At 69.5% G+C, this 22,730-nt stretch carries 18 protein-coding genes and 1 pseudogene; 12 read left to right on the forward strand and 7 right to left on the reverse strand.

All coding sequences use genetic code 11. The features are described 5' to 3' along the window. Positions 1-585 precede the first annotated feature (585 nt). A complete protein-coding gene (locus OG202_RS00005; protein ID WP_328222102.1) occupies positions 586-2,952 on the forward strand; it encodes a DEAD/DEAH box helicase in 2,367 nt (788 codons plus the stop codon). Between the two features lie 93 nt (positions 2,953-3,045). Here OG202_RS00005 and OG202_RS00010 read toward each other — a convergent pair whose 3' ends face one another. Then, positions 3,046-3,231, reverse strand: a complete 186-nt coding sequence (locus OG202_RS00010; RefSeq protein WP_327726184.1) for a hypothetical protein — start codon at positions 3,229-3,231, stop codon at positions 3,046-3,048. Between the two features lie 158 nt (positions 3,232-3,389). Between OG202_RS00010 and tap the strand changes: the two genes are divergently transcribed. The 7 genes and pseudogenes from tap to OG202_RS00045 all read left to right on the forward strand — a co-directional run. After that, positions 3,390-5,507, forward strand: coding sequence for a telomere-associated protein Tap (gene tap / locus OG202_RS00015; RefSeq protein WP_327726185.1), 2,118 nt, complete (start codon positions 3,390-3,392; stop codon positions 5,505-5,507). Between the two features lie 91 nt (positions 5,508-5,598). Further along, positions 5,599-6,156: a telomere-protecting terminal protein Tpg gene (gene tpg / locus OG202_RS00020; RefSeq protein WP_327726186.1), complete on the forward strand. Its 558-nt coding sequence runs from the start codon at positions 5,599-5,601 to the stop codon at positions 6,154-6,156. A gap of 214 nt (positions 6,157-6,370) precedes the next feature. Continuing rightward, on the forward strand, positions 6,371-6,889 hold the full coding sequence (locus OG202_RS00025) for a TniQ family protein (RefSeq protein ID WP_327726187.1): 519 nt from the start codon (positions 6,371-6,373) through the stop codon (positions 6,887-6,889). Between the two features lie 35 nt (positions 6,890-6,924). Then, on the forward strand, positions 6,925-7,212 hold the full coding sequence (locus OG202_RS00030; RefSeq protein WP_327726189.1) for a transposase: 288 nt from the start codon (positions 6,925-6,927) through the stop codon (positions 7,210-7,212). 29 nt (positions 7,213-7,241) lie between these two features. After that, a complete protein-coding gene (locus OG202_RS00035) occupies positions 7,242-7,946 on the forward strand; it encodes an IS3 family transposase (protein WP_327732026.1) in 705 nt (234 codons plus the stop codon). After that, positions 7,897-9,315 (forward strand): IS30 family transposase, encoded by a 1,419-nt coding sequence (locus OG202_RS00040; RefSeq protein WP_443052335.1) that lies wholly within the window; start codon positions 7,897-7,899, stop codon positions 9,313-9,315. Before OG202_RS00035 ends, OG202_RS00040 begins: the two co-directional genes overlap by 50 nt. Positions 9,316-9,624: 309 nt before the next feature. Further along, a pseudogene (locus OG202_RS00045) lies at positions 9,625-9,897 on the forward strand (IS5/IS1182 family transposase); the annotation flags it as partial. Between the two features lie 350 nt (positions 9,898-10,247). Here the strand turns inward: OG202_RS00045 and OG202_RS00050 are convergent. Beyond that, a complete protein-coding gene (locus OG202_RS00050; RefSeq protein ID WP_327726191.1) occupies positions 10,248-10,826 on the reverse strand; it encodes a TetR/AcrR family transcriptional regulator in 579 nt (192 codons plus the stop codon). A gap of 67 nt (positions 10,827-10,893) precedes the next feature. Then, entirely contained in the window at positions 10,894-11,769 is an 876-nt protein-coding gene (locus OG202_RS00055) for an SDR family NAD(P)-dependent oxidoreductase (RefSeq protein ID WP_327726192.1), read from the reverse strand. Positions 11,770-11,902: 133 nt separating this feature from the next. Here OG202_RS00055 and OG202_RS00060 point away from each other — a divergent pair, with 133 nt between their 5' ends. Beyond that, a complete protein-coding gene (locus tag OG202_RS00060) occupies positions 11,903-12,130 on the forward strand; it encodes a hypothetical protein (protein ID WP_327726193.1) in 228 nt (75 codons plus the stop codon). Positions 12,131-12,355: 225 nt separating this feature from the next. On the opposite strand, the gene OG202_RS00065 is transcribed toward OG202_RS00060, so the two are convergent. The 3 genes from OG202_RS00065 to OG202_RS00075 form a co-directional block, all read right to left on the reverse strand. Beyond that, positions 12,356-12,748 carry a hypothetical protein gene (locus OG202_RS00065; RefSeq protein ID WP_326585361.1) on the reverse strand — a complete coding sequence of 131 codons (393 nt, stop codon included), beginning with the start codon at positions 12,746-12,748 and terminating at the stop codon, positions 12,356-12,358. Positions 12,749-12,762: 14 nt separating this feature from the next. Beyond that, positions 12,763-13,716 (reverse strand): FHA domain-containing protein, encoded by a 954-nt coding sequence (locus OG202_RS00070; RefSeq protein ID WP_327726194.1) that lies wholly within the window; start codon positions 13,714-13,716, stop codon positions 12,763-12,765. Between the two features lie 539 nt (positions 13,717-14,255). Continuing rightward, complete coding sequence (locus OG202_RS00075) at positions 14,256-14,522, reverse strand: hypothetical protein (protein WP_327726195.1); 267 nt, start codon at positions 14,520-14,522, stop codon at positions 14,256-14,258. Positions 14,523-14,853: 331 nt separating this feature from the next. Here OG202_RS00075 and OG202_RS00080 point away from each other — a divergent pair, with 331 nt between their 5' ends. Beyond that, positions 14,854-15,789, forward strand: a complete 936-nt coding sequence (locus OG202_RS00080) for an SDR family oxidoreductase (protein WP_326585358.1) — start codon at positions 14,854-14,856, stop codon at positions 15,787-15,789. Between the two features lie 530 nt (positions 15,790-16,319). On the opposite strand, the gene OG202_RS00085 is transcribed toward OG202_RS00080, so the two are convergent. Next, positions 16,320-17,021 carry a B3/B4 domain-containing protein gene (locus OG202_RS00085; protein ID WP_326585357.1) on the reverse strand — a complete coding sequence of 234 codons (702 nt, stop codon included), beginning with the start codon at positions 17,019-17,021 and terminating at the stop codon, positions 16,320-16,322. Positions 17,022-17,823: 802 nt separating this feature from the next. On the opposite strand from OG202_RS00085, the gene OG202_RS00090 reads away from it, so the two are divergent. Further along, the gene (locus OG202_RS00090; protein ID WP_327726196.1) at positions 17,824-20,352 is read left to right on the forward strand and encodes an excinuclease ABC subunit UvrA; all 2,529 of its coding nucleotides are present in this window, start codon (positions 17,824-17,826) and stop codon (positions 20,350-20,352) included. Positions 20,353-20,690: 338 nt separating this feature from the next. Continuing rightward, positions 20,691-22,310, forward strand: a complete 1,620-nt coding sequence (locus OG202_RS00095) for an FAD-binding oxidoreductase (protein ID WP_326585355.1) — start codon at positions 20,691-20,693, stop codon at positions 22,308-22,310. Positions 22,311-22,730: the final 420 nt, after the last annotated feature.

Consider the following 22,730-nt stretch of genomic DNA (forward strand, 5'->3'; position numbering starts at 1 on the left):
TATGCAGCGCTGGCGCGCTGCATAGTGACGCCCTCCGCTTCGCTTTCGGGCGTGGCTCCGCTGACGCTCCGCCAGATTCCCCCGCAAGCGGGGGAATCGAATTCCGCAAGCGGAATTCTGAGTGCATGTCAATTCGCGCAGCGCGAATTGAGGGAATCCCGCAAGCGGGATTCCTGAGGCTGGCAGTAAGGGGTGGGTGCATCGCGCGCGGGACTGTGTAGGGCTTGGGATTCCCAGTCACCACCTCTGTAACGGATGTGACGGGTCGTCGGCCTGACGGAGTGCCGGCCTCGTTTGTAGTGACGGGTTCCGCTGCGCTCCACCCTGAACCCCTCCCCCCACTGTCTAACCTGTCCCGACGTGTTCACCAATGGCCTGTCAGCATACAGGGCAACCGGCCGTTCGTGAGTGAGATTGAGTCACTGTGCCACCTTCGGGTGCGAAGTTGGTGTGCGAGTGATGCATCACGAGTCGTGACTGTGTAGAGTCTGGGATCAGATGCTACACCCCTACCGTCGCGCACCTTGCGCCTTGGATTCCAATTGTTATTACGCGCCGCATTCCGCGAAATGGAGAGCACGGGGCATGGCCGTGAAGTTGCGTGATCACCAGATCGAGGCCGTTGCCGCTATTGTGCGGGGTCTTGATGTTCCGCCGGGTGGTATTCCCTGGAATGGTCTTCGTGGGCAGGTGCACGCGGCGTGTGGGACGGGGAAGACCATCATGGCTGCCGCGTCGGCGAGGCGGCTTGTGCCCAGGGGGCGTGTGCTCGTGCTGGTGCCGACGCTGGATCTTTTGGCGCAGACGGTGAGGGCGTGGCACGAGGCTGGACACAAGGGGCCGGCGGTGACGGTGTGTTCGCTCCAGGACGATCCGGGGCTGTGGTCGTTGAAGGTGCGCTCCACGACGAACCCGATCCAGTTGGCGCTGTGGCACGGGCAGGGGCCGGTGACCATCTACGCGACGTACGCCAGCTTGGGTGTCCTGGCGGAGGCTTTCGAGGGTGTCTACGGTCAGAAGCTTGATCCAGTAGACCTTGCGGTGGTTGATGAGGCGCACCGGACAAGTGGCTCAATGGGGAAGGCGTGGGCGGACATCCACGACCAGAGCGTCATCCCGGCCTACCGGCGGCTGTACCTGACGGCGACGCCGCGGATCTGGGAGGAGCGGCTGAACCGCGAGGTTACGGAAGGGGTGCGGGATCCGCTGCCGCGTGAGATGGCGGCGTCCATGGACGACGAGAGGGTCTTCGGGCCGGTCCTGTACAAGCTCTCGCTCGCCTCTGCCGTTTCCCGGGGCTTGTTGGCGCGGTACCAGATCATCGTCCTGGAGCTGAAGGACCCGGTCGTCACGCCGGAGCGGCTGATGGGCGAGGAGCGGCACAGCGAGGAGGTCCGCGGTCAGCGGCTCGGGGCGCTGCAGGCCGCGTTGCTGCACACGATGGCGCAGCACGACCTGTCGACGTGCATCACCTTCCACCACCGCACCATCGAGGCGCAGGCGTACGCCGAGGGCCTGGAGCGCGTCGCGGCGAAGCTGCACGCCGACCAGCCCGAGACATACCCGAAGCGGATCTGGGCCAACTGGCTGTGCGGCGAGCACGTCCCCGAACGCCGGCGGGAAGTCCTCGGCTCGTTCGGGACCACGGCGCAGCGGGCCGTGCTCTCCAACTGTCGGGTCCTGGGCGAGGGTGTCGATATTCGAAGCGTGGATTCAGTCGCCCTCCTGGACCCCAAGGGCGCGCCGCACGACATCGTCCAGGCCATCGGCCGGGCGCTCCGGCAAAAACCCGGGCAGGGCAAGCTCGCCTCTCTGATCGTGCCGGTATTTCTCCAGCCGGGCGAGCAGCCGGAGGACATGTTCACCTCGGGGTCGTATCGCCCTTTGGTGAAGGTATTGGAAGGTCTACGGGCTCACGACGAAGAGGCCGTGGAGTTGCTTGCGATTCCGCAGGAGCCGCAGAAAGACGTCGCGCAGCCGTCCGTGAACATCGGTGTCGCGCCGGAGGAGGGCGAGGAAGAATCCCGGCTGCTGCTCCGTTTCGCCGCCCCCAGGGATCCGGTGATGGTCGCGGACTGGGTGTCCTTCAACGTCATCGACACCGAACGCCAGGACTGGGCCCGCGGCTGGGCCGCACTCAAAAAATTCACCGAACGGGAGCGGCACGCCCGCGTGCCCTACGGACACCGCGAGGGCGCGACACCGCTTGGACAATGGGTCGCGGAACAACGACGGGCCTACGGGGCGGGGCAGATGACCGGCCAGCGCGCGAGGCGACTCGAGCAGTTGGGCATGGTGTGGTCCCTGGCCGATGAGCGGTTCCAGGAGAACCTGGAAGCCGCGAAGGCCTACTACGACCAGCACTGGACGCTGTGCGCGCCCCGGCCCGCGACCATGCTCGACCGGCCGTTGGGGATGTGGCTCGCGAATTTGAGGCGGCCAGGTGCACTCGACGGACACCCTGAGTGGAAGGCGGCGCTGGAGGCCGTGGACGAGGACTGGAACCCGGAGTGGCCGGCGGAGTGGCAGCGGCACTACGCCGCGCTGCGCGAGCTCGTACGCGACGAAGACGGACAGGCCGACGTCCTGCCCGGCCTCACCGTCCACGGCATGGACATCGGGAAATGGCTGGCCCGACAGCGGAAACCGGCAGTCTGGCAGGCCCTGACCGACGGACAGCGCGAGCGCCTGGAGCAGCTCGGCATCACACCGCTCGCCCCGGAGCCGGAGGAGCCCGCAAGGGCTTCTACGACGTTCGAGCGGGGCGTCGCGGCCCTCGCGCAGTACAGAGCCCGCACCGGCACCGTGACCGTCCCACGCGGGCACACAGAGTGGCTGGAAGACGGAACCGAGGTCCGACTCGGGGTATGGCGCAGCAACATGCGCAGCAGGCGAGACTCGCTGCCCGATACGCGGCGCCAGCTGCTCGCGGACCTCGGTCTGTTCGACTGAGGGATGGCTCAGTGGCTGGTCGACGCGCTGCGTGGCGGGGGGCTGCTGGACGGGACTTCTGATCGCAGAGTTCTGTCTACGTCCCCGCTTCGCTCAGGAAACCGGCTCGGGAACGTCACCCGGCTTGACCGGCACGATCTCGACACGTGTGCAGCCCACAGCTTTGAGTTCGGTGCGGCGACACTTCGCCGACCGTTTGTCGTACCTGCCGGCCGACGCCTGCGGGGCACCGTCAGGGTCGGTCCACAGCAGACCGTAGTGCTGCATCACGCTCGTCATGGCGATCACACTTCCCCTCCCCCGACGGCCATAAGCACGCTGCGCGAAGCTCACCGCCGGCAAACTCACCGCACCCGCCGCGCTGGAATGGGCGCAGAAAGGTTAAGGAGTGGGATAAGTTTGTGGTTAAGGACTGCCTGGAGCAAGGGTGCAGGGTCATGCCATCCGAGGAAGAGCTGTTCGCGTCCGTTGACGCTCTGCTGAACGAGGAGCCGCACCTGCCGCCACCGGCGGAGCGTGCCCGGCTGCGTGAGGCCGCCGGCATCACGCAGGCCCGCCTGGCGGCCGCGTTGAAGACGACGACCCAGTCGGTGAAGAACTGGGAGAACGGCCGCAGCGAGCCGAAGTCGCCGCGCCTGGATGCCTACCAGCGGCTGCTGAACGGGTGGGCGGCGAAGTACCCCGCCCCCGGCACAGCTCCGACAGCTCCGGTTGCCGCGACCGTGCCTGCGGCGTCTGCCGAACCGGGTGCGTCCAGGGCGGAGACGGCAGATGCCCCGGCCCCGCAGGCTTCCGCCGTTCCGGCTGCGGCGCCGGCACGCCCCGCCACCCCCCGGCCCGCCACCGCATCGCGGCGTCCGGCCACGAAGAGGGCGGCGCAGCCGGCAGCAGATCCGCGCTTCCCGCACGGCCCGCTCGCGGTCCTGGACGGTGACGGCTGCGCGTACGGCACGGGCGGGATCGTGCTGGACTGCCCGGCGGCCACCGTTCCGGAGTTGGTGGAGTGGACGCTGCGCGAGTCCGGCCTCGGTGCCGCGAAGCTCAACCGCTACGGCAAGGACTCCGACCCGCTGATCGTCCTCACCGCCGCAGCCGCCGTGAAACTCGGACTGCCCGAGCGCCTGGAAGGCCACGAACAGCGCCGCTCCCTGCGCCTTCCCGAGGATCACCCGGTGGTCAAACAGGTGGTGAAGGCGAAGTGGCGGCTCACCCAGCGCGGGTTCGGCCCGTGGGCAAGGATCTACCGCAAGGCCCAGGGCCGCGACCGGCAGTGCGTGCAGCTCGCGATCCTGTCCTGGGACGCGCTCGATGAGCGGTCCTGGCCCGGGGTGGCGGAGATGGAGCCGGCCGACGTCGCCCGCGTCCTCGGCGTGTACGCGACCCGGGTCATCACCCCGCGCGGCTCCACAGCCGTATCGGGCCTTGAGCTGATGACCGCGCTGCGCCCGCCCACCCGCGCGGTGCGCGACGAGGCGAGCGGGAACTGGGTGCCCGGCCACAACCCCGGCAGCCTTGGCACCGAGCCGATGGACCCGGCGCCGCCGGAGGCCACCCCCGAGCACCCGGTCGTCGTGGACAGCGGCTGGAGCGGCGGGTTCTTGAACGAGGAGGCGTACCAGTGGGTGCGGCCGGTGGACCTGCTGAGCGATGAGGAGTGCACACTGCCCTTCGCGGTCGGCCTGGACCTGAACACGGCGTTCCTCGCCGCCGCGGCCCGCCTGGTCGTCGGCCTGTCCGGCCCCGACCACTTCCACGCCCCGACGTTCAACCCGAAGATCCCCGGGAGCTGGCTGGTCGACCTGTCCCACGTCGAGGTGGACCCGCGCCTGCCCTCACCGTTCACCCCGGACGGCACCCGGCCGACCGGACCTGCCTGGTACCAGACACACACCGTCGCCTACGCCCAGGAACTCGGCCACAACGTCCAGCCCCTGGAGGGGTACCTGCGCCGCGAGACCGGCGCCTACCTGGACCCGTGGCACGACCGCCTCAAGGAGGCGTACATCGACACCCTCGCCGACCTCGGCGTCACCAAGGAACTCACGGACGTGCAGTTCCTGGCGGCGATGGAGCGGCACAAGGACACCGACCCGGCCATGGCGGCGGTGCTGGCCGCCATCAAGGCCACCGTCAAGGGCGGCATCGGCAAACTGCGCGAACGCCCCCAGGGCAAGAAATACAAGGAGGGCGAACGGTGGCCGGCCCTCCAACGCCCCACCTGGCGCCCCGACATCCGCGCCGCCGTCATCTCCAAAGCACGGGTCAACATGCACCGCAAACTGCGCAACATGGCCACGATGACGGGGCTGTACCCGCTCGCCGTACTCTCCGACTGCGTCGTCTACCCCTCGCCAGGGGAGAGCCCGCTGGACTTCCTGCCCTACGCCGCATCGGGCAAGCCCCAGCCCGGCGGGTTCCGCCTCGGACCCACCCCCGGCCTGGCCAAGCTCGAAGGCGTCCAGTCGATGCTCTGGGCGGTCGACCTCATGGAACAGGGCCACAACCCCGCCCGCCACATCAAGGGCGGCGACGCCGTCCACGACGAAGGAGAGTAGGCCAGTGCCCGACACCGGCCCGACGCACACGACCCGGACCCCGCCGGCCGACACGAGCGGCCAGGCCCCCACCGTCGAGAAGGGCTGAGCCGTGGCAGAGATCGACGACGCCATCGAACGCGCCGACCGGGAAGCCTTCACCCGCCAGCCGCCCAAGACACTCAAAGGGCAGATCGGCTACCTGATCAAGCAGCTCAAGACGACCCGGGCTGTCGCTGAGGAGATCGGGGTCAGCCAGCGGTCGGTGGAGCGCTACCGCAAGGGCGAACGCAAGCACCCGCCACGCGCCATCGCCGAACGGATCGACGCTGCCGTACGGACCCGCTGGCAGCCCCAGGTCCGCAAGCGCCGACAGAAGCAGGCCGCCACCGCGACCGGGATCACCGTGGAGACCCGGGCCCGGTTCGGGTACACCGCACCCGTCGGCACCACCGACGACGGAAGATTCCGGCGCCTGACGGTGCACCTCCCCCCGGCGTACGCACAACGCCTGTTCGACGCCCGCAACACAGGCGCCAGCGACCAACAGATGCGCGGGATCATCGCCGAGGGATTCAAAGAGATCTACTTCCAAGACGGCGGAACCCGCGCCACAGGACTCTCCGACGTCACCCTCAACGACATCGACTACCTCGACCTCGACTACTGACGTGACGCTGGCCGCAGGCCAACACCTGCTTTGTGACTCAGCGGCGGACGAGGGCGGCAAGTTGGGAGGTGGCCTCTAGCCTTGTGCAGTCGGCCCTCGGAACCCGGCCAGCCCGCCGGACGCGAGCCACCCAGGCAGGGGCCCGCAGGCTGGTTGTGAGGCGCGTGGGGGGCTGGCACTGAGCAGGAGCAGGAAACGGCATCGGGGGTGTGGTGTGGCAGCGGGCGTGTTGCGGACCGTGCCGCTGGCCGGGGAGCTGACCGCATCGTTGATCAGCCGTGTGGCGGCCCGCTACGGTCTCCCGACCGCCGGTGTGCTGCGGCTGTGGACATGCCGCAACTCTCCCGCCCGGCACGACGGCGGCGGTGCGCGGGCGGACGCGGAGGTCGTCCTCAACGGGGCCGGGCGGGGTGTGCTCGCCGAGCTGTGCAGGGTGGAGCCCAAGGTACTGGCGCGCGCTTTGCCTGCCTTCACCATGGACGACCCCAAGATCAGCACCGGCCGGGAGGCCGGGGTGGCACAGGCACGGTGGCGGGCGGCGGGCACGATGGCGGGTCCGGCCGCGTTCGGCTGCCGGCTGTGCACCGCGCGGCGCACCGGGCAGGCACTGCGAGCGGTGCGCTACCTGCCACGCTGGCATCGGGTCTGCCATAAGCACGGGCGCTGGCTGCTGGACGCGGACGCCGATCAGCCGCTGGAACACCTCGATCTGCGCCTGTCCCTCCCCTCGTAGCGTGAAGACCGTGACTGCAGGGGAAGTTGGGAGTCATGGCGGAGAAGCGACGGAAGTTCGATCCGGAGTTCCGTGAAGGTGCGGTACGGATCGTGACGGAGACCGGGAAGCCGATTGCCGAGGTCGCCAAGGATCTGGGCATCAACGAGACCACGCTGGCCAGCTGGGTCTCGCGCGCTCGCCGGGCAGGGACGGCGCCGGCCGGCGGGAGTGACGAGCTGGAGCGGTTGCGGCGGGAGAATGCCCAGCTCAAGCGGGACAACAAGGAACTGGTCATGGAGCGCGATGTCCTCAAACGCTGCATGGTCCCGTGGGTGAAGTAGCCGTGGCGGACCCGTCCCAAGTGGTCGGGGTGATCAGCGACTTCAGGACCGAGCACGGTATTTCGCACCGAGTCTCGTGCCGCGCCCTGGGCGTGAGCGAGTCGTGGTTCTACAAGCACCGCACCCGTCGGCCAACCCGGCGTGAAGTACGCCGTCGGCAGCTGGCCGAGGCGGTACGGGAGGAGTTCATCGATTCCGGTGGCACCTACGGCTCGCCGAAGATCTGGATCCAGCTGGTGCGGCAGGGCTGGCGGGTCTCGGTGAACACCATCGCCAAGCTCATGGCCGAACTCGGCCTGGTCGCCCGCAAGGTCAGCCACCGGCGCGGACTGACCCGGCCGGGAAGACGACCGGCCGCCCCGGACTTCGTCAACCGGGACTTCACCGCCGAAGCGCCCGACCTGGTGTGGTGCGGGGACATGACGGAGATCGAGACCGGCGAGGGCAAGGTGTATCTGGCCACGGTCATCGATCTGTTCTCCCGCCGCCTGCTCGGCTACGCGATGGGAGAGCGGCACGACGCGGGCCTAGTCGTGGCCGCCCTGCACATGGCCGCAGCCACCCGCGGCGGAAACGTGCGGGGCGTCATCTTCCACACGGACCGCGGCAGCGAGGGTGGATTCAACTGGTCGTCGCAACACTTTGATCTCGGAGGTGTGCGACGTGGCCACGGCGGACTGGAGTTTGAAGACCAGCGATGTTCCGGAGGGTCGGCGTCGGCAGTGGCGCGCTGATCGTGCGTTGCGGCCGGCGATGCGTTCGCCGGGGCGGCCTGATCCGTCTCGAGTCGTGCAGCGCCAGTTCTGGCGGCTGATCGCCACGGGGGTCACGACGGTGGAGGCGTCGTTGGCGGTCGGCGTGTCGTGGCCGGTGGGTGCGAGGTGGTTTCGTCACGCTGGCGGCATGCCTCCGATCTCGTTGGCCGAGCCCACGGGCCGGTACCTCGCGTTCGAGGAGCGCGAGGAGATCGCGATCCTCAGGGCGATGAACAAGGGCGTGCGCGAGATCGCCCGCGCCCTGGGGCGTGACCCCGGAACGATCTCTCGCGAACTGCGCCGCAACGCCGCCACGCGCGGCGGCAAGCAGGAGTACCGCGCGACGGTCGCCCAGTGGAAAGCACAGCAGGCCGCCAAGCGCCCGAGGACCGCGAAGCTCACAGGCAACGACAGGTTGCGTGAGTACGTGCAGGACCGGCTCGTCGGCAGTGTCCGCCGCCCCGACAACACGATCGTCGCCGGGCCCAGGACGCCCGCATGGAAAGGGCTGAACAAGCCGCACCGGCAGGACAGACGATGGGCGACGGCATGGAGCCCGGAGCAGATTTCGCACCGTCTCCATGTCGACTTCCCCGATGATGAGTCCATGCGCATCAGCCACGAAGCGATCTACCAGGCGCTGTTCATCGAGGGCCGTGGCGCGCTCAAGCGGGAACTGGTCACGTGTCTGCGCACCGGCCGGGCGCTGCGGACTCCCCGTGCACGGTCACAGAACAAACCGCAGGGGCATGTCACCGCGGACGTCATCCTCAGCGAACGCCCCGCCGAGGCCGCAGACCGCGCGGTCCCCGGACACTGGGAAGGCGATTTGATCATCGGGACGGGTCGCTCCGCGATCGGCACGCTGGTCGAGCGCAGCAGCCGCTCCACGCTCCTGGTGCACCTGCCCCGGCTCGAGGGCTGGGGCGAGAATCCGCCCGTGAAGAACGGCACCTCACTCGGGGGCTATGGCGCGATCGCGATGAACGCGGCGCTCACGACGTCGATGACGCAGCTGCCCGAGCAGCTACGCAAAACCCTCACCTGGGACCGCGGAAAGGAACTCTCCGGCCACGCCCAGTTCGCCATCGATACCGGGACGAAGGTGTTCTTCGCCGATCCCCACTCACCCTGGCAACGACCGACGAACGAGAACACGAACGGGCTGCTGCGTCAGTACTTCCCGAAGGGCACCGATCTGTCCCGGTGGTCGTCCACGGACCTCGAAGCCGTCGCCATGGCGATCAACAACCGGCCCCGCAAGACCCTCGGCTGGCGGACACCCGCCGAGGTCTTCGAAGAGCAGCTACGCTCGCTGCAACAGCCCGGTGTTGCAACGACTGGTTGAACTCGCCGAGTACGCCTCGCGGAGGTTCCGCCGGTCCTGCCGCAAGCTGGGCGTTTTCCAGTCCATGGGCCGGGTCGGATCTTGTTTCGACAACGCCGTCAGCGAGGCGTTCAGCTGGATCCAGCCGCGACGCATGCTGTGGCCGGTGATGCGGCGGACGGCGGCGCGGGCGGAACGCATCCTCGCGCGCCAGGTCTTGAGGATGGCGTTGGCTTTTCGGCGGTGGGTGCGGCGTCGGTGGCCGCGAGCGCCTCCTGGCCCGGGCGGCGGCGGCGCGCTCCGTACTCTCCAGTCAGCGTCACCGCACCAGTGATCATCCACGGGGCGGTGAAGGACATCACCGTCGAGGTGGTCCGACGCAACCCCGACGACGAAGGCAAGGGCTTCGTCCCGCAACCGAAGCGGTGGGTGGTCGAGCAGGTCAACGGCACCCTCATGCTGCACCGGGGCCTCGCCCGCAACTACGATCACCGACCCGACATCGCGGCCTACCGGGTCTACTGGGCCTCCACCGCCGGCATGCTCCGCCGCCTCACCACCCCTACCCCCACCGGGCGGGACGACGTGGAGCCGGCCGCGTGAACGCCAGCGAACTCCTGCGGCTGCTGCAGACCGAACACGATGAGACCGCAGCCCGCGCCGACAACCTGCGCGAGCAGATCGATCGGCTCACCACCGCCCTCGCCGAGACCGAAGCCCGCCTGGCCGAGCTCGCCGCCTGTCAACGGTCACGAAATTCTCCGCTTTCGGCCGGTTCCGCGTCACGAGATTCCCCGCCTTCGTGGTCACGGTTCCCCATGGGGACGGCGGTCGCGGACCTGTGCGCCATGCAGTCGTCGTTGGGGCGGGCAGCCGTCTCCTGCTGGCGATCGGACTGCCCACACCGGCGGAGGGCACCCGAAGCACCCCCGGTTGGTGTGCGGGCGGTGCTCTCACGGGTGCTGTGGCGTGGCCCGCAGTCCTTCGAGGAGTGCGGCCAAGTAGCGGTGTGCGGTGTCGAGCCGGTCGGCAGGTGTGCCGCCATGGACGTTGACGGAGTAGGCGATGCCGCACATGAGCGGGACGAGGTCGGTGGCGGCCAGGTCACGTCGAACCGCCCCGGCGTCGCGCGCCCGGTCGAGGAGTGCGGTGCCGACCGACTGAAGCGTCTCTTTGAGTTCCGTGGTGCGCGGCAAGGTGTCGGTGGCTGCGGCGGCGACCGGGGCCAGGGACGCGTCCGTGACCTGCGCTTCGACGGTGCGGAACAAGAAGGCTTCGAGCGCGCGCCGGGGATCGGTGTCGGCCAGCGCCTGCCGGCCGTGGGCGGCCAGGGCTTCCAGGCAGGGAGTGGCGACGGTCTCCAGCAGCGCCTCGGGGGTGGCGAAGTGGCGGTAGACAGTGCCGACTCCGAGTCCGGCGCGGCCGGCGACGTCGTTCAGTTGCAGGGGTGTGCCCTGGTCGACGAGGGCACGGGCGACAGCGACGATCCGGTCCCAGTTGCGGGCCGCGTCCTTGCGAAGGGGCGTCGTCATGGGGGACATGCTAATCGGATGACCCATCCGGATGATGTCGCCGCCGGTACCCGTGCCGCTCGGCGGGTCAGGTTGTCGTGAGGGGCGCGTGCCGTTCGCTGAGCCGGCGCACGTCCTGGGCGACGCGGGGGTCTGTGGCTGCGCGCAGAGGTTTCACCGGGTGGGTCTGGGCTCCGATGACGATGCCGGTCCGGCCCGTAAGGGTGGCGTCGGTGGCGGCGACGATCGAGGGCCGGGCAGCCAGGGACGCCGGACCCGAAGTAGAGCGTTCGAACTTGCGGCGTACCAGCGGCCAGAGCAGCCGCAGGGCTGGTGAGACGATCTTCGGATCGGTCATGGTGCCGTTGGTCATGTCGGTTGCGGCGCCTCCGGGGTCGGCGGCGAAGACAGAGACGGCCGTGCCTTGGAGCCGGGTGGCAAGGTCGAGCGTGTAGGCGAGGTTGGCGAGCTTGGCGCGGCCATACCAATGGAAGCCGTAGTAGCCGCCGGGCGGCTCAACGGTGTCGAAGGACCGCTTCGCAAGCCCGACTGCACTCGATGTCACGTTCACGATCCTGCTGGGGGTGTCGGCCGTCAGCGTGGGCAGTAGCAGTTCCGTCAGCAGGTACGGCGAGAGGTGGTTGACGAGGAACGACGCTTCGATCCCGTCCAGGGTCTGTGGCTGCGAGAACATCGCGCCGACGTTGTTGACCAGCGCGGTCAGGGGGTCGCCAGAAGTGGCATGTTCGGCGGCGATCTGGTCAGCGAGCGCGCGCACCTGGTCGAGCGAGCCGAGGTCGGCGGGCAGGAACCGCGCGGGATGGGACGGGTTCATCGCGTTGATTCGGTCGACCGCCTGAGCACCCCTGTCGGCGTTGCGTCCGACCACGGTGACGAAGAACCCGGCGTCGGCCAGCCCCAGGGCTGTCTCCAGTCCGATACCGGCTGTCCCCGCCGTGACCACGGCTGTCTTCTTCGTCATGTGCCCCTCCACCCGGTTATGCGGATAGCTCATCCGTTTACCGGGGACCGTAACACGCAATCGGATAAGCTATCCACTTATGTTTCCGGGCCGCGAAACAGGGCTGCAGGACGGCATGAAGCCGCTCCGATCCGAGCACGCCGGACGACCTGGGTGCCCGCCCATCGACCTGGCGGCCTACCAGCTCCACCACAACGGGCACCGGCCCCACCAGGCCCGCGACCAGCTACCACCCGACGCCCGCGAAAAGCCCGCCACCGTGCACGACCTCGACACCCGCAAAGTCCTGCACACCCGGATCACCGGTGGCCTCATCAACGAGTACGACGGATATACCGCGTGACGTGCAGCCACGACTTTTCGAGCGGCACAGGCGCCGGGGACCCTGCGAGGACGGGCTGACGACACCGAATCTCGCACCCCAGTAGTGGTTACCGAGGTTTTTATTCCGTTTTCGGTGGTGGCAGATGGTGATCCCTGTGGTGAGCGGCTGAGGCCGGGCCTTGTCGGACCCGCGTGGCCCGTGTCCAACTCCGGGGTCAGGGCCCTCTCCGTCAGCCTCCTCCCATCAGCCTGCGATCGCCCGCAAGATCGGCTGGCCGAGTGCGCCAAGCCAGCCCGCGAGCGCTCCGAGCGGCCCGATCAGCCCGGTGCCGGCCGTGACCAGCGCACCCGCCGAGGACAGCAGCCGGGTGATCCGGCCGAGCCGGCCCGCCACTGCCTCCCGGTCCGGCTCCGGCCGGGCGACCTCCTCGTCCAGCGAGTCCAGCTCGGCCCGCACCTCGGGCTCGATTGCCGGCGGCAGCGCCGTCCGCTCGATCGACGCCCTCAGTTCCCGGACCAGGCCGCGCACCTCCTGCCCGCCCGCCGTGAAGACGGCCGACTGGCCACCGTGAACGGTCTGGTTCCCGGCGACGTTGTTGACCACGCCGCCCTGCTGGTTGCCAATGTTGAAGGCCATGGCTCCCCATCTCCTCACCGCTGCCGCCAGGACGCCTGCCGCTCGGCATCCTCGAAGCGGCGGCGCCGGGACGTCGTCACGATGTGCAGAACGATCCCGATGACCGTCAGAACCGTCCCGATAGCCGCCATCGCGAACCCGACCGCCCCTACCGGCACCCCGGCCACCTTCGGTCCGAGCAGCTCCGGGGAAGAGTCGAAGGTCGAACTCCCCGACGAAATATCGTCGTTGGTCCCGGAAACGAATCGAATGATCACCCAGCCGTAGATCCCGCCCCCGACCAGAAAGAGCAGGAAGCCGAGCATGATCAGGTGTCGCGCCCTGGTACGGGTCGCGGCGATCTCCCTGAAAAAGCTCTCGCGCTGCGCCTGCTGAACGTAGTTGTACTGGTCCCCGGCGACATTGCTCAGCCGGTCGGCCTGCTGCTCCCCGATGTCGAACCGCCGCTCGCCGCCGGGCGGCGTACGGCCGGCCTCGCGCGGTGCCTGGCGGCCCGGCGGGCCGGAGGGCGGCGGCCCTGCGGCGGGAGCGCCGTGAGGCGTGGGCCCGGGCTCGGGGGCGGGGCCCCAGCCCGGCATGGTGTCCGAGGTACCGCCCGGGGTGCCGCCGGCTCCGGGCTTCGGGGCCTGAACGGTCCGGTCGGCGGAGCGCAGCTCTTCGTAATGCACCTCTAAGGGACCAAAATCCAGCACGTCACCCGAGTGCAGCACCTGCTGCCCGAGCACCGGGTGACCGTTCAGCATGGTGCCGTTGGTGGAGGCGAGATCCTCGACGGTGGTCCGGCCCGAGGCCCGCCACACCACCGCGTGCCGTCGGCTGACGCCCGGATCGCCCACCTGGATCTGGCAGTCGGAGTCCCGCCCGACCAGCATCGGCTGGTCGTCGAGGACGAAGACCCGGCCGCGCAGCCGGTCCGGGCGGTCGACCACGAGGTGCGGTAGGTCGCGCTCTCGCGGAGGAGGGTCCATGGCACGACCTCCTGCCTTGGCGAAGCATCCGGCGTCGGGCGAAACGATTCGGTCGCCTGTTCCGGTGATCCTCACCTTCCAGTAAAGGCCGATCGGCCCCGTCCTGCCACAGCATCCGGACGGCCGGAACTCGGCAGTGCGTTCGGCCGCCGTCCCCTCGGCCCGCAGCCCTCCGATCCCGACGGGCTGGTCTCCGCGACTCCGGCCCGTGCCCGTCCGGGCCGCCCGCCTCTCAGCGATCCACGGCGCCTTGATCCAGGACGCCGCAGCACCGCCGTGATCGCGCCGAAGGCTAGGCCGCGGGTCAGGTCACCGACTGTGCTGCCTGTCCGCTCGCCTCGGCCCGCTCGCCAGGCAGCCACGTCGGCGTCGGTGATCCGGTACAGCACCAGCGCCACAAGCAGCGTGAGGCGGATACCGGGCCGCTTGGCCTCCGGCACGTCGGCTGGGGCCGCCCCGGCCGGGTCCCCGCCCCATCGCTGGAAGCCGATGCTCTCCCACAGCGCGGCGATCTTCTTCTTCGCCTGGCGCCGGTACGCCTAGGTGAGCTGCTCGCGGTCCTCGAGGTATTCGCCCATGGCCGGGTACGCCCCACCGCGCAACAGCCGCCGGATCGCCTCGGCCGCCAGGATCAGTCCTGGTCCGAAGCCCCTCCATGCCTTGTCGAGATGGACACGGTCGAGGATCAGCAGATCACCGACGGGATGAGTGACCGCCTTCTCGAACGCGGCACTGTAGCCCGTGCGTCCGGACCGGCCGAGGACAGCTGAAGCGATGACCTCGAGATCGCCAGATTCGGCATCCATGCAGTGGTCCTTCGTGGATTTGTCAGATCGGTAACCAGCGCAGCCGGGCGGGGGCGCTTTCGCCGGAGCGGATGGAGCAGTTGTCCGCCATCGGTATGCGCTGGGTTCAGGCCGGTCCGGTGCGGTCGACGGGTGAGGGGGCGCCTGGTGTGGAAGGCCTGGTGCGGGAGGGGTGAGGTCGCGTGTGGCATCGGGTCGGCCGCTTTCGGTGGTGTCGGTGAGATGGGTGCGGAAAGGCGACACAAGGTGTCGGGTATGGGGGTGAGGATGGTGTCACCGGTTGGCGTCGATGGCGGACGTGGGCCGGCCGTACAGAGAGAAAAGGACTTTCATGGGATTGACGCCCGACACATCGACACCGGACCTCCGCGGAAAGATCGCGCTGGTTGCGGGGGGCACGCGGGGCGCCGGGCGGGGCATCGCCGTCCAGCTCGGGGCGGCGGGTGCGACGGTCTATGTCACCGGCCGTACGACTGCGGAACGGCGTTCGGAGTATGACCGGGCCGAGACGTTCGAGGAGACCGCGGAACTCGTCAGTGCCGCGGGCGGAACCGGTATCGCGGTGGCGACCGACCACCTGGTGCCGGAGCAGGTCCGTGCGTTGGCCGAGCGCATTGGCGCCGAGCAGGGGCGGCTTGATGTGCTGGTCAACAATGTCTGGGGTGGTGAGCGGCTGTTCGAGTTCGAGAAGCCGGTGTGGGAGCACGACCTCGACAACGGGCTGCGGCTGCTGCGGCTGGGGGTGGAGACCCATGCGATCACCAGCCACTTCCTGCTGCCTCTGCTGGTGCGGCAACCGGGTGGTCTCGTGGTGGAGATGACCGATGGCACGTCCGCGTACAACGGGGTGAACTATCGCAACTCGTACTTCTATGACTTGGTCAAGAACAGTGTGCTGCGTATGGCGTTCGTGCTCGCTCACGAGCTGAAGCCGCATGGTGGAACGGCGGTGGCGCTGAGTCCGGGCTGGCTGCGTTCGGAGATGATGCTCGACGCGTTCGGTGTTGCTGAGGACAACTGGCGGGACGCGTTGGCCACGGTGCCGCACTTCTGCATCTCGGAGAGTCCGGCGTATGTCGGGCGTGCGGTCGCGGCGTTGGCCGGTGATGTTGATGTCGCTCGTTGGAACGGTCAGTCGCTGTCGAGCGGGCAGCTCGCCCAGGAGTACGGCTTCACCGACCTCGATGGTTCGCGTCCGGACTGCTGGCGCTACCTGGTCGAGGTCGACGACGCCGGTAAGCCCGCGGATGCGACCGGGTATCGGTGAGGGGCGGACCGTCGGCGGGCCGCGGTGACCATGCTGCGGCCCGCCGGCGGTGCCTGCGCGGTCGTGGCCGGGTGAGCCCTTGTGCCTGTGGGGGCGGGCGCGGTCTTCGGTGCTGTCAGCTCCGCGCTGTCCGTGGGCGGTTCCCTCGTTCGGTCACGTTCGTCACGGTCTCGGCAGGCCGGTGGGATGACCGGTGGGATGACCGGTGGGTTCGTGGCCTCGGCGGTCTTCGTGGGCTGTGCGTGCGGCGCCGTTGCTGTCGCTGCTTGTGACGAGCACGCCGGGCCCGGCCTTGTGCCCTTTCGCCGGCCGGGGATGTCCGGTCCGCCCGGGGCGGGTTGGTCGTCTCACCTGGCCGCGAGGTGGGTGCGGCCAGGTGGTGGGTGGCTCAGTGGTTCATCACGCGCAGGCTGGTGGCCGGGGGTGCGGAAGCCGTCGAGCCGGCCGGGCATTGCCTTCTTGCTTCAGGGCGGTCGGGGACGGGGTCAGCGCCGCCTGGTCGCGCTCCGGGCGGAGTCGGGCGGGCTCGCTCATCGGTCGGGGTGGGGGGCGTGCACGGTGATGTGTGCGCCGGGGCTGAACTTGGCGAGCAGTTCGGCGAGTTCGGCTGCGGCCGTCTCGACGTCGGTGACGGGCATCGGCGCCAGGCTCTCCAGCAGGAAGATGCCCGAGGTGGTCTTCTCGGTGAGCCTCGTGCGCGGGCCCTGGCGCCAGTTCCAGCGGCGGCAGGTCACGCCGGTCTCGTCCCGCCAGATCACTTCGCCGGCGTCGGGGTGTTCGATGACCTCCTCGCCGCCGGTGACGGTCAGGAAGTCCTCGTCGCCGGTGGCGCGTACCAGGCGCATGCCGCCCTGGACGTGGTCGATGTCCTCGCCGCCGACGGGGATGAGGTGGGCGACGCTGATGGCGTTGTACAGGTCGACGAGCAGGTTGATGCGGGGCAGTCCCGCCGGCGACAGGGCTCGTTTCGCCAGCGCCTCCGCCGAGTTGCGGGTGCGGGACGGCTTGGAGCCGAACGCCGTGTAGACCTCGCGCCAGGCGGCGATGTGCGGGTCCTCGTGCGGGGCGCGTCCGTCCAGGCGTACAGCGAGGCGGCGGGCGGCGTCGTCTAGGAGGACGGAGCTGGCATCGGTGCTGGGTCCGTTGGTGAGGTCGTGTGCCTCGACGGCGACGTGCGTGAAGCCGGGCGCGAGGGTGCGCACCTCGTCGGACACGGTGAGCGAGAGGGACATGGCCTGCCTCGGAGTGTGGTGGGGGTCTGTGAGTGGTGGCGGCGGTCCGGGGGCGTCGTGAAGGCGCTCAGGACGGCCGAGCGAGGTACAGCATAGAGGACTGGATAGTTCATTTCATTCGATGTCGGGTCGGGTGTGCGAGCCGGGCGGGGGACCTGTGGGTCCGGGCCCGCTCTGTTCTCCTGCCTGGCCCCTGGTACGGGAGGCGGCCGTTGTCGGTGGTGGTTGGTGTTGTCCCGGGCGGGGCGGCGGGTACCGCTGTCGGTGCTCGGTGGAGGCGCAGCGCGATGGGCACGGTCAGGGCTGTCAGGGCTGTGCGGATGGTGCTGCCGCCGGTGGCGCTGGTTTCGCTGGTTTCGATCACGTCGCTCCTTCAGGGCCGGGGGCCCGGGGGCGGGGTCATGAAGAAGGTAACGGGGGGGACGGTCCGCGGCGCCGGTGCTGCGGGCCTTGGCTCTCGCCGCGCGCGGCGGCCGGCGCCGGGTTCTTTGTGACGGATCGCGTGGTCGGTGTCGTCGGCTGGGGTGCCGTCACCTGGGGCCCGCGGCGAAACCGCTCGTGGATGCGGTGCCCGCGGCCCCGCTTTCGCCCCGGAAGGGGGCTCGTCGTCGCACGCCGGACGGGGCTGGTCATCCGGCGTGTTCAAGTGGGACTCAAGTCGGGTTCGAGAGGGTCTCGAGCCGTCCTCGACCCGACGGCAACCGGGCTGCGAATCGCCCGTAGTAGCGTGATCGATCCGTTCGGGGTGCGTGGGGGTGACCTCCCCGCTCATGCCCTGCAACGTCTGAGAGGGTGGCGGGACTTGACTGAATTCGTGCGGGACGTCGCGAGCATGGGCCGCGAGACCATCGACGTCGTGGGGGCTCGTACCAACAATCTGCGGGACGTGTCGCTGAGCATCCCCAAGGGGCAGCTCGTCGCCTTCACCGGGGTGAGCGGCAGCGGCAAGACCTCGCTGGCCATCGACACCCTGCACAACGAGGCCCAACTGCGGTACCTGGAGGGTCTTTCGCCGTTCGTCCGGCAGTACATCACCCAGCGCAACCGGCCGAAGGTCGACCGTATTCTGGGGCTCGGCCCGACGCTCGCGGTCGACCAGCGCCGTCTGAACCGCAACCCCCGTTCCACGGTCGCGACGATCACCGGTATCGACGGGCATCTGGGGCTGCTGTATTCGCGGCTTCCCGCGTTGGGCGCGGACCCGGTGGCGGTGAGCGGGGGCGGTCATCTGACGACCGCGCACTTCGACCGGCACTCGCCGGAGGGGAGCTGTCCCGACTGTCACGGGGTGGGCGGGCGCTGGCAGGCGCAGGAGGAGCTGATCATCACCCGGCCGGAGCTTCCGCTCTTCGAGGGGGCCTCGCCCTGGTTCGCGAAGTGGCGGTCGGGGGAGCACGCGTTCGTACCGGCGCTTGCCGAGAAGCGGGGCGTGGACCTCGGCCGGCCGTGGCAGTCGCTGCCGGAGGAGTTTCGTCACTGCGTGCTGTACGGCACGGGGGACGAGAAGATCGAGGCGACCATCGACATGCCGAACAAGAACGAGACGGCGTCGATGACCTACCGCTCGACCCAGCCGCTGCGGGGCGCGCTCGCCGAGGTGGAGCGGGTGTTCGTGAACGCCCAGACGCCCAGTGCCAAGGAGCGCTATCTGCCGTACATGCGTAAGCAGCCGTGTGCCACGTGCGGTGGCAGCGGGTACGACGAGGCGGCCCGGTCCGTGCGGCTCGGCGGGATGACGTATCCCGGCCTGCTCGGGGTCGAGGTGCGGGAGGTGCGTAGCTGGGCGGAGCATGTGGCGGACGACCTGGGTGCCGGGCAGCGTGAGGTGGGTGAGCCGCTGCTGCAGGATCTGGTGCGCAGGCTCGGGGTGCTCGAGCGGCTCGGTCTGGCCCATCTGCAGCTGTCGCGGAGCGCGGCCACGCTGTCCGGGGGCGAGTTGCAGCGCACCCGGCTCGCGGCGCAGCTCAGCACCGAACTGAGCGGCATCATCTTCGTCCTGGACGAACCCGGGACGGGGCTGCATCCGGCGGACAAGGCGCATCTGCTCGACATCGCCCTGGAGTTGCGCGAGGCGGGCAATACGGTGCTTCTGGTCGAGCACGATCCCGAGCTGATCGCCCGGGCGGACTGGGTGATCGACATGGGGCCGGGGGCGGGCCGCCTCGGCGGTGAGGTCCTGGTGTCGGGTCCGCCGGCCGACGCGGCCGCCCATCCCACGTCGCTGACCGGGCGGTATCTGGCCGGTGACGGGCCGCGGCTGCGGCGCGGGCGCCGGCCGGTCGGGGACGGCACGGGCTGGGTGGAGCTGCACGGCCTGCGTGCGCACAATGTGACCGCGGAGCGGGTGCGTTTTCCTGTCGGCCGGCTCACCTGTCTGACCGGGGTGAGCGGCAGTGGCAAGAGCAGTCTGCTCGGCGCGCTCGGGGCGGGTGTGGAGGCCGCCTTGAACGGGACGGCGACCGACACGGTGCGCAAGGTGACCGGTCTGGGCGGGCTGAGCTGGGTCGCGGTCGTCGACCAGGAGCCGCTCGGCCGGACCCCGCGGTCCAATCCGGCCACCTACAGCAAGGCGTTCGACATCGTCCGCAGGCTGTTCGCCGAGACCGATGCGGCCCGCGGGCGCGGGGTCAGTGCCTCCTGGTTCAGTTTCAACACCGCGGGCGGGGGCCGCTGCGAGACCTGCACCGGTTACGGCCGCAAGCTGGTCGACATGCACTTCCTGCCGGACGTGTGGGTGGTGTGCGACGCGTGCGAAGGCCGGCGTTACAAGCCGGAGGCTCTGCAGATCGCCTACCAGGGGCTGACCATCGATCAGGTTCTGGAGCTGACCATCGCCGAGGCCGTGGAGCGGTTTCCCGCGCCGCGGCAGCTCGCGGAAACGTTGGAGGCCCTGAACCGGGTCGGGCTCGGTTATCTCCAGCTCGGGCAGAGTGCCACCGAACTGTCGGGCGGAGAGGCGCAGCGGCTGAAGCTGGCATCGGCGATCCAGCGTGGCGCGGCAGGCCGCGGCGCCGGTCTGGTCGTGCTCGACGAGCCCGTCTCGGGCCTGCATCCTTCCGATATCCAGCGCATGGTGGACGCACTCGATGTGCTGCTGGACTCGGGCAACACCGTCGTCGTGGCCGAGCACGACATCCCCGTCGCCGCGTCCGCGGACTGGGTGATCGACCTGGGGCCGGGAGCCGGCCCCGACGGAGGCGCCGTGGTCGCGCAGGGCACTGTGGACACCGTCGCCGACGCCGACACCCCGACCGCCACGTTCCTGCGCCGGCACGCCGCCGGCCTGCCGCTGCTGGAGGTGCGGGCGGCGGCCGGCCGGTCCCGGGTGTGAGGACGGGCCCCGTTCAAGGGGTGCAGGGGGTGCTGGGGTTCTGCCGCCGGGTACGGCGTCCGGGCCGACGGCAGGGATCGTGGTGGCCCGTGGGCGGGGCGCTGGGGTTCTGCCGCCGGGTACAGCATCCGGGCCGGCGGCAGGGATCGTGGCCCGTGGGCGCCGCGCCCCCGGGGTTCGGTGCGTCCCGGGTCCGCCGTGATGTGAAGAGGGGGCCGGAGTGCCGGCCGTCCGACTGCCCGTGAAACAGAAGGCGGGCCGACCCGCCGCGGCGCCGCTCCCCACGACGACCTGTCGCGGCGCCTGCCAATGATCGTCAACAGCAAGGAGTCTCATCCATGTCCGAATTGAAGCGCCGGGGATTTCTCACCGGTGCCGCGGTCGCCGGGGCCGGTCTGGTGTCGGCGGACGTCCTGGCCGGTGCCCGGCCCGCGGCCGCGGCCGCGGCGGGGGCGGCCGGCGGAGCGTGCACACCGGCGTTCGGCTCCGTCACCGTGCAGCCCGGGGACACCCGGTACGACAGTTTCCTGCGCGGGCACAACACCCGTTTCACGGGCCGGCCCGACCAGATAACCATCGCGACTTCCCCCGGCCAGGTCGCCGAGGCGCTCGGCCGGGCCGTCGCGGCCGGTCGACGGGTCGCCGTGCGCTCCGGGGGCCACTGCCTGGAGAACTTCACGGCGTCCTCCGAGGTCAAAGAGATCATCGATCTTTCCCAGATGTCGGACGTCTACTTCGACGAGTCACGGAAGGCGTTCTCCGTGGGGCCGGGCGCGATCGTGGCTCCGACGCAGAACACGCTCTTCAAGGGCTGGGGCGTGATGATTCCCTCCGCGGGCTGCTCGGAGGTGGGTCTGGGCGGGCACATCCTGGGCGGCGGCTACAACTTCTACTCCCGCATGCACGGGATCGCCGTCGATCACCTCTATGCCGTCGAGGTGGTCGTGGTGGGTGCCGACGGAACACCCCGTACCGTCGTGGCAACGCGAGAGGCCAACGACCCCAACCGGGGCCTGTGGTGGGCGCACACGGGCGGTGGCGGCGGCAACTTCGGTGTCGTGACGCGGTATTGGCTGCGTACGCCGGGGGTGGTCTCCACCGATCCCGGCACACTCCTTCCCCGGGCCGGGAATCAGCGGGTCCGGACGGTGCAGTGGTCGTGGGAGTCCCTGTCGCAGCAGTCGTTCACCACGCTCATCCGCAACTACTGCCAGTGGTTCGAGCGCAACAGTGCTCCCGGGGCGAAGGAGACCCAGATCTGGGCCACGTTCTCCGGGTCGCACCGGTCGGCCGGCACGATCGGCCTGATGGCCGGTGTCGAGGACACGGTCGAGGGCGGGGAGGCGCTGCTCGACAGGCTGTTCGCGGACGTCACCTCGGGCGCCGGTGTCAAGGTCGCGTCGGACACGAGGCACGAGCTGCCGTGGCTCGACCGGGACAACTGGTACTGGGGTCCCCCCGGGCGCCAGAAGGACAAGACCTCGGATCTGCGGAAGAGTTACACCGATGAGCAGATAGCGACGATCTACCGCTATCTCAACGACGACTCCATCAGCAATCCGGGCGCCCAGGTGAACCTGGCCGCTCTCGGCGGGAAGATCAACACCATACGCCCGGACGCGACCGCCTATGTGCATCGGGACTCGGTCCTGCGCGTCTATTTCACCCCCGGTGTATGGAGAACGCAGAGCGAGGACGCCGCGCACGTGGCGTGGGTGCGCAAGCTCTACCGGGACGTCTACAGCACGACCGGGGGTGTTCCGGTGCCCAACGACATCAACGCCGGGGCGTACATCAACTATCCGGACGTCGATCTCGCCGACCCGGCGTGGAATACCTCCGACACGCCGTGGCACACGCTGTATTACGGAGCGAATTACGCGCGGCTGCAGCAGGTGAAAAAGGCTTACGATCCGCGTGACGTGTTCCGTCACGCACTGTCCATACGCCCCGCCTGATCCGGCATCGGTACGGAGCGCTCACCGGCCGGTTCATGTCCCGGCCAGTGGGTGCCCCGTCTTCGGAGGCGGCGTGGGCGCTCTCGATTCGGTATCCGTTTCGGTTCCGTTTCGGTATCCGTTCCGGTGTCAAGGGCGTGCCGCCACGGGAGCTTTTCTCCGCCAGGTGGAATCGGGGGCTTCACATGAAGCCCCCGATTCTGAATCCCGGACCGTTCGGGGTGTGGCGGGACTGGATGGCTGCGTATGCGTCTGGCGTCGGGAAACCCGCGGCCGGACGGCAGGAGCGGGCCGGGGTGGTCTGTGCCCGTCTCTCGGGGGCCGGCCTTTCTCATGCCGCTGGCCGGTCGCTTTCGGCCGGACCGGCTCGGCCGGGGCTGATACGGAATGCCTTGACAGCCGATGCCGGCCGTGATGTTT

The sequence above is a fragment of the Streptomyces sp. NBC_00310 genome (assembly GCF_036208085.1).
Lineage (GTDB): Bacteria > Actinomycetota > Actinomycetes > Streptomycetales > Streptomycetaceae > Streptomyces.

Bases quoted from the DNA above. Each gene is read 5' to 3' on its own strand.
- OG202_RS00050 (WP_327726191.1), bottom strand. From the start codon at position 10,826: ATGACGACGCCCCTTCGCAAGGACGCGGCCCGCAACTGGGACCGGATC.
- OG202_RS00075 (WP_327726195.1), bottom strand. From the start codon at position 14,522: ATGGATGCCGAATCTGGCGATCTCGAGGTCATCGCTTCAGCTGTCCTC.
- OG202_RS00030 (WP_327726189.1), top strand. From the start codon at position 6,925: ATGGCGGAGAAGCGACGGAAGTTCGATCCGGAGTTCCGTGAAGGTGCG.
- OG202_RS00095 (WP_326585355.1), top strand. From the start codon at position 20,691: ATGTCCGAATTGAAGCGCCGGGGATTTCTCACCGGTGCCGCGGTCGCC.
- OG202_RS00065 (WP_326585361.1), bottom strand. From the start codon at position 12,748: ATGGCCTTCAACATTGGCAACCAGCAGGGCGGCGTGGTCAACAACGTC.
- OG202_RS00080 (WP_326585358.1), top strand. From the start codon at position 14,854: ATGGGATTGACGCCCGACACATCGACACCGGACCTCCGCGGAAAGATC.
- OG202_RS00010 (WP_327726184.1), bottom strand. From the start codon at position 3,231: ATGACGAGCGTGATGCAGCACTACGGTCTGCTGTGGACCGACCCTGAC.
- OG202_RS00060 (WP_327726193.1), top strand. From the start codon at position 11,903: ATGAAGCCGCTCCGATCCGAGCACGCCGGACGACCTGGGTGCCCGCCC.
- OG202_RS00005 (WP_328222102.1), top strand. From the start codon at position 586: ATGGCCGTGAAGTTGCGTGATCACCAGATCGAGGCCGTTGCCGCTATT.
- OG202_RS00085 (WP_326585357.1), bottom strand. From the start codon at position 17,021: ATGTCCCTCTCGCTCACCGTGTCCGACGAGGTGCGCACCCTCGCGCCC.
- OG202_RS00070 (WP_327726194.1), bottom strand. From the start codon at position 13,716: ATGGACCCTCCTCCGCGAGAGCGCGACCTACCGCACCTCGTGGTCGAC.
- tap (WP_327726185.1), top strand. From the start codon at position 3,390: ATGCCATCCGAGGAAGAGCTGTTCGCGTCCGTTGACGCTCTGCTGAAC.